This is a genomic window from Pontibacter brevis (assembly GCF_054779655.1).
This window is the reverse complement of sequence record NZ_BAAGXV010000001.1, coordinates 84,274-96,591: the sequence shown is the minus strand read 5'-3', so window position 1 is coordinate 96,591 and position 12,318 is coordinate 84,274. Positions and strand designations below refer to the sequence as shown.

At 48.3% G+C, this 12,318-nt stretch carries 9 protein-coding genes; 7 read left to right on the top strand and 2 right to left on the bottom strand.

Annotation, left to right across the window (positions count from 1 at the left end):
- Positions 1-247 precede the first annotated feature (247 nt).
- Entirely contained in the window at positions 248-661 is a 414-nt protein-coding gene (locus ACYVB1_RS00415; protein WP_460919346.1) for a hypothetical protein, read from the bottom strand.
- A 299-nt stretch (positions 662-960) separates the two neighbouring features.
- Between ACYVB1_RS00415 and ACYVB1_RS00410 the strand changes: the two genes are divergently transcribed.
- The 6 genes from ACYVB1_RS00410 (at position 961) to ACYVB1_RS00385 (ending at position 8,990) form a co-directional block, all read left to right on the top strand.
- A complete protein-coding gene (locus ACYVB1_RS00410) occupies positions 961-4,971 on the top strand; it encodes an AsmA family protein (RefSeq protein WP_460919343.1) in 4,011 nt (1,336 codons plus the stop codon).
- A gap of 536 nt (positions 4,972-5,507) precedes the next feature.
- Positions 5,508-6,098, top strand: coding sequence for a recombinase family protein (locus ACYVB1_RS00405; protein ID WP_460919340.1), 591 nt, complete (start codon positions 5,508-5,510; stop codon positions 6,096-6,098).
- A complete protein-coding gene (locus ACYVB1_RS00400; protein WP_460919337.1) occupies positions 6,095-6,460 on the top strand; it encodes a hypothetical protein in 366 nt (121 codons plus the stop codon). The genes ACYVB1_RS00405 and ACYVB1_RS00400 overlap by 4 nt, the downstream gene beginning before the upstream one ends.
- Positions 6,461-7,363: 903 nt before the next feature.
- On the top strand, positions 7,364-7,801 hold the full coding sequence (locus ACYVB1_RS00395; protein ID WP_460919334.1) for a DUF4279 domain-containing protein: 438 nt from the start codon (positions 7,364-7,366) through the stop codon (positions 7,799-7,801).
- A gap of 91 nt (positions 7,802-7,892) precedes the next feature.
- On the top strand, positions 7,893-8,465 hold the full coding sequence (locus tag ACYVB1_RS00390; protein WP_460919331.1) for a hypothetical protein: 573 nt from the start codon (positions 7,893-7,895) through the stop codon (positions 8,463-8,465).
- Between the two features lie 99 nt (positions 8,466-8,564).
- Positions 8,565-8,990: a hypothetical protein gene (locus ACYVB1_RS00385; protein ID WP_460919328.1), complete on the top strand. Its 426-nt coding sequence runs from the start codon at positions 8,565-8,567 to the stop codon at positions 8,988-8,990.
- A 280-nt stretch (positions 8,991-9,270) separates the two neighbouring features.
- On the opposite strand, the gene ACYVB1_RS00380 is transcribed toward ACYVB1_RS00385, so the two are convergent.
- The gene (locus ACYVB1_RS00380) at positions 9,271-10,845 is read right to left on the bottom strand and encodes a PQQ-dependent sugar dehydrogenase (protein ID WP_460919325.1); all 1,575 of its coding nucleotides are present in this window, start codon (positions 10,843-10,845) and stop codon (positions 9,271-9,273) included.
- 252 nt (positions 10,846-11,097) lie between these two features.
- Here ACYVB1_RS00380 and ACYVB1_RS00375 point away from each other — a divergent pair, with 252 nt between their 5' ends.
- Positions 11,098-12,081 (top strand): SDR family NAD(P)-dependent oxidoreductase, encoded by a 984-nt coding sequence (locus tag ACYVB1_RS00375; protein ID WP_460919322.1) that lies wholly within the window; start codon positions 11,098-11,100, stop codon positions 12,079-12,081.
- Positions 12,082-12,318: the final 237 nt, after the last annotated feature.

The window sequence follows — 12,318 nt, the reverse complement described above, 5'->3', positions numbered from 1 at the left end:
GGCCTCATCAGGCCCTCAACTTCAGAGCTCCGGTTGATTTATTGGAAGAAATTGTAAATTGAAAAGTCAACTTTCAAATGGCTCAAAATACGGGGGAGCTTACAGCTATAAACAATAAAGGCTCCTCATCATAGGGAGCCATTCTTGTTCTATAACGCCTATTATGTACAACAAAGTCGGTTTTGGCAAGATGCAAGTGGAAAGTAGCAAAGGGCTTAAAATACACTTGTTAGCCTGAGCAAGAACACTACTGAGACAACCAATATTCAGCTGTTTCCATGTCCAAAAATACTCTCATCTCAACGATTTTCGCCAGCACAGGATTCTGCCGAATTGCCTCCTGAATTAGAGCATCAGGGACCATGTCTATGCTTTTTGGGCTTGCTACCCAAGCTAGCCGGTGGTGTAATTCATAATCAAAAGCGGCAAAGAATTCATTTGCTGTCCAGCTTTGACCAGCCAGGGTGATGTAGTCTATCTTGCGCATGTCATGTAGCCAATTAGTAAGACCTTCTCCGCGGGCAAATTGTAGAGCTACTTCTAACACTTCTCTGGCAGGAGTGCCGCTGGTGTGCTGCAACCAGGTCACCTGATTAAATTTGTGTACAAGGTTCACCTCAACCTTTGCAAATTCATTGGAGTAGATTTCAGCTAGTACCATAGGTGTTAATTTATGCCAACTGTATCTTAAGCGATAATTATTGCTTACCAGCTTGCCTTTTTCGTGCCGCATGCCTCCAGCAAATTAGTTCATCTTAGAAGCCTGCATGGCCCCGGGCAGCCTTCCCGGCGCTTGCAGTCTTTCTTTATTATCCTATGCCTGAACTTCGCGTAAGTTGATATAGGGTACACAGATAAATATCCCAAATAAACCCTATGACCATTCATTAATGCGTAGACTCAAGCAAAGGGGCAGCATAAGTTTCTCCTGTTTTTCAAAATTGAATATTACTTATACCGATGTCATCATCAGAAAAGACAAGCCTTGGCCGAAAAGTACTAAAGATTGCAGGTATTATATCAGCGTGTGTGTTAGGCCTGGTTCTTATCCTGACTATATTACTGCTGACCGTACTGGAGCCTTATGCAGAAAGCTTTCTCAAAAAGCAGGTGACAGAAAATACAGATGGCTTATACAAACTCGATCTTGAGGACATAGATATTAACCTGCTTGCCACAACAGTCAACTTAAAAGACATCCGTTTATATCCCGACTCGGCCGTGCACCGGCAGCAGCGCGAAGCCGGAGAGGCCAGCCCCATGCTTGTTGAGCTGGAAACGCAGAAGTTTACCATTTCTGGCATCAACCTGATAGACGCCATTTTCAGAAAGCAGCTAAGCATTGGCACTGTGTTTATGGACAGCCCCGAAATAACCGTTCTGGTAGATAAAAGTGTAGAGAAGGAGGGTGCCGAAGAAGAGCAAAATAATGGCGGCGCTTTAACAGATTTTGTAGAATCCGTTGAAATCGGAGAAATAGACATCCCCGAAGCTACTGTTCATCAATATTTTTGGGGAGCGCCGGAAAAGCCTGTACACGAAGTGCCGCACCTGTCGCTGCGTGTTCTGGCACTGGACTTGCTTAACCAGGATGACTACACTCAGATTTTTGATGCAGATGATATTCAGTTAGAGCTAAGGGACTATGCTTTCTACATGCCCGACAGCGTCTATAACATAACGTTTAATCTGTTCAGCTACTCTTCGGAAGCCGGGCAGCTACAGCTGGAGGGTTTCAGGGTAACAGCGGACCATGAAGCCAATATGGCCCTGAGCGCCGAAGATGCCAGCCAGATGTTGTTTGGAGTGCTTGTACCCCGACTGCAATTAGATGGCTTCGATATAGTGGAGGCCTATCGTACAAAACAGCTGCAAATGGGGCGTTTAACGTTAGAGAACACGGAGCTTGAGATGTTAGAGAACCCCGATATTGCTGCCGATACCGCAACGCTGGACCTGCACCAGCTTTACGGGCAGGCATCTGACTATCTGAAGGCTATAGGCCTGGAAGAAGTGCGCCTGGCAGATGCACGCCTGGTGTACCGCACGAAGCTGCAGGAAGTTAAAACAGTACAGTACTTGGATAAGCTGAATGTGAGCCTACAGGATGTGCAGCTTGACTCCGCTACGATCTTCACCCCAAGAGACAGCCTGCCTGTTCAGGGCTTTCTGGTTACTGCGGAGGGCTACCGCTACAGGCCCCCTCAATCACCTTATACGTACGATGTGGCGAGGCTGGAACTGTCGAGCCGGGAGAAGTACCTGCATGTTGATTCCATCAGTATGAAAGGGGACAGGAGTAAAAATGACAGTTTGAAAATCAGCGGCAATGCAGAGCCTTTCGTGTATAACTTCAAATCTCCCCGCTTGCGCATAGACGATATGGACCTGCTCCGGGCCTTCCGGACAAAGACGCTGGATATTGGGAGCACCGAGCTTTTTAAGCCGGCACTTGACATCACTAATTATGAAACAGTGCCGGCCCCAGACCTAAAAGTGTTGTTACAAAATGCGTATGAGAAGTTCTCTGGTTTTATAGACGAAATAAAGGTTGGGCAAATGCGCCTGCAGAATGCCTATTTTACCCGGCATATAAAAAATGGCGACATCACCCTTAGCCAGGAACTGGAAAAAGGCGCCCTCTCCCTCACAGGGCTACACATAGACTCCCTGTTCGTTTATGAGCAGGAACCCCGGGTCCCGCTGCAGGCGGTCGTTTTGTCCGGGCGCAGTTACACACACTGGCTACCGGATAATGCCCAAACCTTTTCGCTTGGCAGCTTCCGTTACTCCACCAGGAGTGGGGAGCTTACCGCAAGGTCCATTAAGCTAACTTCTGATACCGAGCAAAACGACAGGCTCAAACGCACTGATGATGCCAGCCAGAATCTGCTCGATTTTACCGCACCCCTGTTCCGGATCACCGGGCTGAATGTTATCCGGGCCATGAACAGTGGCAGCATGGCTATCGACCAGATGACCCTCAGCCAGCCTGACGTTGTTATTACGATGGACAGGGATGTAGAGGCCTCAGGAAATGAGCAGGGGCAGGCTACAGCTATGTTATTCAGTTTTTTCGACCCTGTTACTGTTAATGCCATCCACCTGGAAGACGGCACCTTTACCTACCGGGAAAAGCGCGAAGATATATTCCGCACGCAGAAGCTTGAACATGCCTCCGTCACAGTAACAGCGCTGCATCTTAGCCCCGAGGCGCTCTCAGACCTGGACAATGCCCTGCCTATGGAAGAATTGGCCCTGACGGCAAGCGATTTTACCTACCAGACCCCCGATAGCGTCTACACCATTACACTGGACAGCCTGGCGTATTCCAGCAGCAAACAGGTGCTCACTGCGCGCCTGTTTGAGGTTACCTCAGATAGAGAGGTGCATGAAAGGATAAAAGAGGAAAACTTTGAGGAGGCCAGCAGCAACCTGTTCGATATAACAGCAGAGAAGTTTCAGATGACAGGCTTCGACCTCATCCGCTCCTATGAAACGGGCCGATACACCATGGCAGAGGTGTTGTTAAGGGAGCCAGAGGTGGCCATATTACAGGACCGGAACGTAGTAAAGGAGCGTTCAGAAGAAGCGGGTGCAAATGAAGGCAATGCTACTGACGAAGCGAATGGAGGGCAGGAAGAAGACACAGGAAACACATCAGGCACAGCACTGGCCGGGGCTGCAGGAAACAGTGGTGAAAACCAGGCCATGCAGCAGGTAAATGAATTTGTAGATGCCTTTCGGGTGGGCCGCATCCGTGTAGAGGATGGCAGGTTTAAGCTTAACATGCTGAAGGACACCATACAAAGAAGCCACACGCTGGAGCATGTATCGGTGGTTTTAGAGGAACTAAGGCTCGCTTCACTCGAAGCCCCCGACCCGCTGGAGATGTTTGAAGTGGATGATATAGGGATTTTGATACAGGATTATACCTTTCTGACCCCTGACAGCTTGTATGAGTTTCGACTTGGAGAAGTAAGAACAAGCCTGCATGACCAGTCCCTTACTGTAGATAGTTTACGGCTGGAGCCGCTTTTTGAGATTGCTGAATACCAGGATAAACTTGAATATGCGGCAGACCGCATCGATCTGAAAATCCCGAACATTCAAATGGAGGGCTTCAGGTTAGATGCCTTGTTTAACAATCAGGAGATAATTGCCTCAAAAATCCAGCTTAGCAATCTGGAGATAGACATCTTCAGGGACAACAGGGTAGAAGAGGACCCGGAGAGACAGCCTTACACGCTTCAGACGATGCTAAAGAATGTGGAGTTCCTGGTTCAGATAGATACCGTGACCGCGTTGGATGGTAAGATTGTGTATGCAGAGATATCACCTGACGGCATACAGCCTGGCGTGCTTACCCTGGATGAAACGGAGTTGCTGGTTACCAACATCACCAACGACTCGCTGCAGATCAGGGAGCAGAATATGATGACTGCCGAGGCAAGCACCAACTTAATGGGCGAGAGCATACTGCGGGTTAAGTTCGAGTTCTTTATGGATCACCCCGAGGATCTGTATACGTATGAAGGCTCGCTGGAGCCGATGAAGTTCGAAGCGTTTAATCCGCTGTTTGAGCAGGTCATGTTTGTTCGCATGGAAAGCGGCCGCATTAATAAAGCAAATTTTGCTGTGAGAGCAACGGAACATATAGCAAAGGGGCAGATCCGCTTCCTTTACGACGACCTGGACATCCAGCTGATTGACAAGGAAGACCCGGAGAATCCCGGCTTTATCTTAAATGCAGGTAGCTGGCTTATCAACAACCTGGTTATAAAGGACAATAACCCTTCCAGCACCGGGAACTTTCACGAAGGAGAAATAGAAGAGGAAAGGAATCGCACGAAGTCCGTGTTTTACCACATGGCTGGCGCCATGGTCAGCGGCATGGCCTCCAGCCTGATGCCCGGCTGGGTTGAGCGAATTATTGACTCCCTGGTAAAGCTGCCTTATAAAGACACATGATATTCAACTGGCGTCTGCGGAATCAGCAGCAGCACGATAGACTCACCTAATCGCGCCCCTTATTTGGGAGAGTTGAAAGTTTTATTCCTCCAAGGCTAATCTTATAAGAAACTGTTTTAAAACTTATTACAATCTTTTTTCCATGACACTTATCATAACGTGAACTCGGGAATTAATCTTTGAAATTTACATTTCCAGAGCTCTTAATATAAATATCGGTTGATGTATTCTTCTATATCGGGGAATACAACCTAAAAATGCAGATATATGATATGATACTCACAATTACTTAATGATCAATCTGCGGTATAATCCACTGTAAATCAATTTTTTAAATATGGTTTAATTACGAGTTCACGTTAATTAATAGTCATTGCTCTGGTTTTGCCCAGTGTGTCTTGTCCCGGAAAACGTGGGAATAATGAGATCGTGGAACCTCCGCCGGAACCTGCCCCTGCAGCCTGTTTTCCGTCTCATTTTGTCGTCTCAAAAATCAAAATCTTTTTCTATTTTTGAGATGAGTTTATGATACTGATATGAAGATAGGATACGCCCGGGTCTCGACCCAGGACCAGAAGCTGGAGCTGCAGCTTGACGCCCTCACCAAACACGGGTGCGAACAGATATTCCGCGAGAAGAAATCCGGCAAAAGCAAGGAGCGCCCGGAGCTGGAGAAGATGGTTAGCCAGCTCCGGGCAGGTGACACAGTAGTAGTGTGGAAGCTGGACAGGCTGGGTCGCTCGCTGCGGGACCTGATAGACCTGGTCTCGGAGTTCAAGGAAAGAGGGGTAGAGTTTGTGAGCCTGCAGGACGGCATCAACACGGCCACCCCCACCGGCCGCTTCACCTTCAACATCTTCGCCTCCCTGGCGGAGTTCGAGCGGGAAATCATTCGCGAAAGAACAAAGGCAGGACTTGATTCAGCCAAAGCCAGAGGGAAAAAAGGCGGCAGACCCACAGGCCTTTCGAAAGCAGCACTGGAGAAGGCAAAGTCAGCCAGGATACTCTTTGACTCCGGAACAAAGACCGTGGAGCAGATAGCAAAGATTCTGGGCATTGGCAGGGCCACCTGCTACCGCTATATCGGCCACATCACCACCACAGATGAAAACGCAAACGTGAAATGATAAAGATAAAGCACCCGGACGAGAAATACAGGAAGAACCAGGAGGAGTTCCTAGACTCCTGCTCGCCGGAGGACAGGCGCTTTCATGCGCTGATGTTTACCTACGGCAACATCACCTATCGCTACCACCAGCGCTCCACAGAGTTCAACCCTAGCCTTCAGGACTACTATGAGTGGCTGGAGGGACTGCCGGAAGATATCGGCAAGGACATGCGCCGACTGGGGTTTGAGAAATGCAAGTCAGCCCCTTCCTTCACTAGGTATATAATGGAGAAGAACGACGTGGGAATGGAGGAGTACATCCGGCAGCACATGGATCCGGAGGACTATGCTGCCTACAGTGCAATGCGAAAAGCTTTATGATGGTATTATTAGAAGAAAGTGATAGTATAATCAAAAATATTGTTGGATTATATTGTTAAAGCTCAAGCTAATGCTGCTACCTTTGGGTGTGGCTAACGACTTCTAGCGAAGTTGTTACTTCATGTTTGGTTAGTTGTTTGGATGATAGGGTAGTTTATGGCTACCCTTTTCTTTTCACGGCCTGCCTGAGAGACCCAGAAATGATTCAACAAGGCTTTCTAAAGGCTAAAAACAAGCTGCAACAACCGCAGCACGAAGCATTGTCCGGCATAAACGGTCGAAATAGAAGATATCCCTTAAAGCCGTATCAAAATTCCCACGTTTTTTGATAATAAAATTAAGCAGCAAATTAAGCTTTAGCCTGCTTCCCCAACCACAGCCTGTAAGCTGGAGCGATTGCACTGAACGCACAGGCTTTTGACCTTGTGGAAGGCACACCTGCTCATGCTCTCTCTGCTTTTAGCTACGGCAATGAGCAGTTTTCGTGGCTGTAGCCGTATGTATCCGGATATAAGCGTATTATCCGGATATGTACGGTTAACACCCCTCTGCAGGAATTGTATTGATTTGCTGTAATTGCACTCTTGTGGCCGCCTTTTTCAGCTGGTTTTACTCCTTGAACGGAGGCTAAAGGTTGGAATCTATGTGCAGAGGGGGCACTTATCCGCGGGCCTCACCTCCCCTTCTAAAACTTTTGGGCCATCTATGCTTAAAACAGGGTTAAGGAAGCGGGTATCTTCACAAATTTTCTTATATTGAATAAGGAAGATATAATGACTAAAGTCTGTCAACTAACCGCTAAAACAACAAATACTGCTTCAAGAGTGGGCCAGATGACTTCCATACATAGTGCAGATAAGCCGAATAACTCCGTTTAGCTGATAGTTGTATGGTATTAAAAGTATGAATAAAACTCCATCAGAATCCTACGTCTATTTTGCTCTCCATGGAGATGATTTCGACCCAAACGAAATCACAAGCGCACTTGGAATAGAGCCAACAGACTCATGGAAGAAGGGAAATAAAGGGCAGTATCTTCCAAATCAGAAATATGCTTGTTGGAAGTGGTCAACTGGAAAAGGAAAAGAAGCCATATTCATTGACAAACTTGTTGATGAAGTAGTTGAGAAGCTGAAAGACAAAGTTAAAATCATCAATGAGCTTAAAGAAAAGTATCAGTTGGCATCTGTGTTGGTCATTGTTCTATACATTGACACCAATCCAGAAGAATCAACACCAGCCTTGGGGCATGACCTAAAAACAGTTAAGTTCCTGTATCAAACGCAGACAGTAACGGACGTAGATATTTACAGATACAATTCAGCAGAAAAGGAAGAATAACACCCATACAACAAAGTATAGCAGTACTGCTTCAGCTACGCCTCGCAATCTGCTATACCAACCCGTTGGCGGTAACTTTAACTATGAAAATATGAAGCAGCTTATACCTCTTCTTATACTTTTGGTTTGTTTCTGTTCATGTAGTAAGACAGAAACTTATGAAATTAATGGAGTGGAGTATGCTGTAACCCCAGTTGATAGTTCAGCAAATTACCTGATTGAGACCAAAAGCTTTTCAGGTGTTGTATTTAATGAGCAAGAAAAACCAACACATGATGTTTACACCTTTAGCATGCTCATGAGACCTACGGAAGCGGAAAAAGTTACTCCCTTCACCCCATCTCTTGAAAACATCGTGGAGGCAGAGAGAATCTTAAAAAGATGTGTTGAAGTTGACAAGATAGGTGCAGATAGCTTAAGAATCTCCAATGATGCGATTGAAGAATTACCAAGTTATAGGAGACAGTACTATGGTGCCAGAAATGAGAAAGGTCAGAAGTTGATTTGGATTAACTGCTTTTCAATAGAGAGTTCCTTTGCCCATTCAGACTGGAAAACAGAAGTAGTAGAAGTAGATGATGGTGGAGAGTGGTACTTTAACATAGTCACCAACATTGATACAGGAGAATGTTACAGGTTCTTCAGAAATTCGATTGGTGGTTAAAAAGAACAGCTTCCGCCAACAAAGTTCAGCCTTAACCCTCGCTACGCTTCGTGCTTCGGCTGCACGATTAACGTTGTGCGGCATGTTAATCATGAAAAGATGAAGTTTTCAGACCAGTTAAAAAGTAAAGCAATAGATTCTTTTCAAGGTGAACTGGCTTGGAAAAAAGAAGATGTGGCTCAGGCTATCAATGAGCTAACAGATAATGGTTATGCCATACTTGGTGGAGATGTTTGGGCGGTTGTTAAAAAACAGAATAACGTTTTTAGCCTGACCAGTATTGACCCTGAAAATATAGCAGTTGGAATCATCAAAGGGAGGGATGGGAAAGACTATGTCTTCAATTGGCATTCAGATAGAAGAAGTAATGAAGGATGGGGTGATTATGTAGAGCGTTCTAAGAATGAATCCATGCAAATCATTGATAAAATGAATGCTGAAGAAACAGTCGCTCAAGAACTTCAAGATTCAATTTTTTACAATTTGGTGTTTGCCAATGAAGTTGAATACCGAGACTTAATTTAAAAAGCACGAACGCACAACAACACCTATAGTGCATAAACGCACCATAGCCCAACCGTTAGCTTGCTCTACAGGCGGTCCTGGTGAACATAATTGGCGTTATAAAACAAGGAAAGCTTCCCGTGATGAGGAGCCTTTATTGTTTGTAACCCATAAGCCAGATTATATGCGATAAAAGGGTAAAAGCAAGGTAAGTCAACCTTGCTTTTACCCTTTTATCGCCTTCTGTTCAAGCTAAGCCACTGGTTTAGCCTTTACCAGTATCAAAGAGTGATTAAGCAATTCATTTCGTTTTTGTTACTCTCCAGACCATGCCTGTTCCCCTGTCAAACTCAACCGGGAAATGCCCCTCCGCTATGCGCTTCAGGCTTGTTCTGTGCGAGCCAAAGTCAACGATGTACATGGCCCCGTCAGGCCCGAACTTCACATCGTACGGCCTTTCGATTCCTTCGCCCAGCCGGCCCTGCTGGGAACCGGGACCAGGTTTCTCGTTCTGAATAAAAGCGTGCACGGTGTGCTCCCCGCTGCCGCTGGTCTTCATCCGAACAATACGGTTGCCTGCGAACTTGTCCCTCAAGGGGTTGGTGATCCACTGGAAATCCCCGTACTCCGGCACGAAGAGGTGGTCGGCATACTCCCCCCAACCCTCAGGCGCCACATCAGGCTTTGAAGGGGAAGCGTTCACCTCATGCAAGCCAAGGATCAGCGATGTGTCTGGCTGCTCCAACCCGCTTGCCTTATGGTCAATGAGAAAATGCAGCTCTTTTGCCACTCTTTCCCTGCCTTTGTAGGTAGGCGGGATGGCGGAGCTGTTAGGCTTGAACCTGGCATCGGTAACAGGGGAGAAATTAGCCGCAAAGTCAGGCCAGCCGTACCAGGCGCCTTCTCTCACCCGGTAGGTGCCGTCGTGGTAGTCGTTGATGGGCCTGCCGGCGGCGTTGTCATAACCATTTACCGCGATAAACATCTCATTGTCCCTGTTCCATGCGATTCCTATGGCATTGCGGAAGCCCCAGGCATAGGGCTGCACTGTCGCCTCGGCATTCTCCGGGTCGAACACCAGGATGGTGCCTCCCGCTTTTCTGCTGCCCTTGACTACCTGGCCCGGCTCTGTCGCTGTCCCAAAGGGCATGAAGGCACCCGTCAGTACCGTTCCCTTGCCCCCTTCCCGGAAATCAGGCAACTCGATGTTATAGCCTGTGAGCACGATGTCCTTGGCCGGGGTGGGATGCCCGTCAGGCGCCTTCAGCACAAACGGTATCATGTTCTCGTCCATGTACCCGGAGTTGCCGCCTATGCCCACGCACACGTACATCCTTCCGTCCCGTCCCACGCGCACGTCATTGGGCTGGTGGTCAGACTTGCTGTCAACGATTCCCCCGAGTATCTGGGTTATCTCCCCGTCCGGGGTCACCCGGGACACGCAACCGTATAATTCCTTATCCCGGTGGGTGATGTAGAAAGCGCCGTTGTACCAGGTCATGCCGGAGATGGCGGGGTAGATTCTCCCATCCAGGTTGACCACTTCTGTTGCCGTGCCGTTGGCATCAACGCGCAGTATCCTTGCCGAGGCATCCTCCTCATCCAGGAAGGTGCCACCGGCCTCGGCCACATACATGTTCCCCCTGTCATCCCAGGCGACAGAGGTGGGGTAAGTAAGGCCGTCTGCTATCTTCTCAATCTCATAACCCTCTGGCAGCCTTATCATGGGGAAGTTAGCCGATGCCTTCAGCCTCTTGCTGTCAGCGTCGTGTTTCAGCTCTGTGAACTTTTCCCCCAGCATATTCGCGCCAACACTTACAGCCCCCGCCATGGCAGAGGCAATGGGCCCGCGTCTTGATTCTTCTTTCTCGCTCATATCTAAATTGTTATGCTTTGTGAATGGTATAGGGTGTAACGGTGTAGATACACGAACGTTTTCGGAGTTTAGCCATCGGTATGCTGTCACTGCCTTTCCTCTTGGCCCTTGCTTGTTTGCGTTCAGGAAGTGGCTCCCCCTAAGAAATGTGTGCTGTTAATGAAGCAGGGGATGCTGTGATATGATGCCAGGCCTGAAGAACCGAAGGCTGCCAGGAACTTGATCTTTCAGTTTTAGAGGCTAAGCGTGCATGTGTTGCTAGACAGAGGCCGTGCTCTTTTTATTGCGCCGGTTTCCGGAGGCTATCCTTTCCACCAGCTCCGCCATGCATCCGTGAGCGCAGGAAGCATGGCGGAGCTGGTGGAAATCTTTCTCGCTGTCCTGGGCATCCTGTTCCCGCAGCGGCGAAAATATCACGCCCCCTGCCCCCATTACCTTCCTTGCTTCCGTATGATAAGGACTGACAACCAAAGAGAGAAAATGGCAGATCAAGCATTGATAGTAGGTGGCACGACAGGAATGGGAAGAGCCACAGCAGAACTGCTGCTAAAAGGCGGCATTGAAGTAATCATCATGGGCCGACCAGGCAAGAAGCTAGAGGCGGCAAGGGAAGAGCTGTCCGCTCATGGTAAAGCCCATGCAGTAGGCGTAGACCTGAGCAGCCTGCCTGACGTGCAGCAGTTCACCAGCAGCCTTAAGACAGCGTTTCCTGATTTAAAGTATCTGCTCAACGCAGCAGGGTACTTCAGCCCCAAACCGTTCCTTGAGCATACCGAGGTGGACTATGACCGCTACCATGCATTCAACAAAGCCTTCTTCTTCATCACACAGGAAGTGGCCAGAGTGATGAAAGGCAACGGAGGCGGGTCCATCGTCAACATCGGCTCAATGTGGGCCAAACAGGCGGTCAAGGCAACTCCCTCCTCCGCGTATTCCATGGCCAAGGCGGGTTTGCATAGCCTTACCCAGCATCTGGCCATGGAGCTGGCAGACTACAATATCCGCGTTAACGCCGTTTCCCCGGCAGTGGTGGTGACACCTATCTACGCTGCGTTCATCGAGGAAGATAAAATAGAGGAGGCACTGGAGGGGTTCAATTCCTTTCACCCGATAGGAAGAGTTGGGCGGGCGCAGGATGTTGCCAATGTCATTCATTTCCTGCTCACAGACAAAAGCTCCTGGGTAACCGGGTCCATCTGGGATGTGGACGGGGGAGTGATGGCAGGCAGGAACTGAACAGCAGCGCAATAAGGTGGCTTTAAACGCTTGCTTGCTACAACTGACTCTCAAGCTTTCCACCCTCTATGTGATATGTGAAACTGCAATTCCTAAACAGCGACCAAGAAAGAGTAGTAGCTGTTGCATCAGGGGCCATATCCCTTCTCAATGAGATACTCTGCCAGCCCTACGCCGGGGAGGTCCTGGCAAGGAGCATGGCTTCAGGAGGTGGCAGGTCTTTTCCTTTGGAGGGTT

Coding starts and splice junctions, on each gene's coding strand:
- ACYVB1_RS00415 (WP_460919346.1), bottom strand. CDS start 661: ATGGTACTAGCTGAAATCTACTCCAATGAATTTGCAAAGGTTGAGGTG.
- ACYVB1_RS00410 (WP_460919343.1), top strand. CDS start 961: ATGTCATCATCAGAAAAGACAAGCCTTGGCCGAAAAGTACTAAAGATT.
- ACYVB1_RS00405 (WP_460919340.1), top strand. CDS start 5,508: ATGAAGATAGGATACGCCCGGGTCTCGACCCAGGACCAGAAGCTGGAG.
- ACYVB1_RS00400 (WP_460919337.1), top strand. CDS start 6,095: ATGATAAAGATAAAGCACCCGGACGAGAAATACAGGAAGAACCAGGAG.
- ACYVB1_RS00395 (WP_460919334.1), top strand. CDS start 7,364: ATGAATAAAACTCCATCAGAATCCTACGTCTATTTTGCTCTCCATGGA.
- ACYVB1_RS00390 (WP_460919331.1), top strand. CDS start 7,893: ATGAAGCAGCTTATACCTCTTCTTATACTTTTGGTTTGTTTCTGTTCA.
- ACYVB1_RS00385 (WP_460919328.1), top strand. CDS start 8,565: ATGAAGTTTTCAGACCAGTTAAAAAGTAAAGCAATAGATTCTTTTCAA.
- ACYVB1_RS00380 (WP_460919325.1), bottom strand. CDS start 10,845: ATGAGCGAGAAAGAAGAATCAAGACGCGGGCCCATTGCCTCTGCCATG.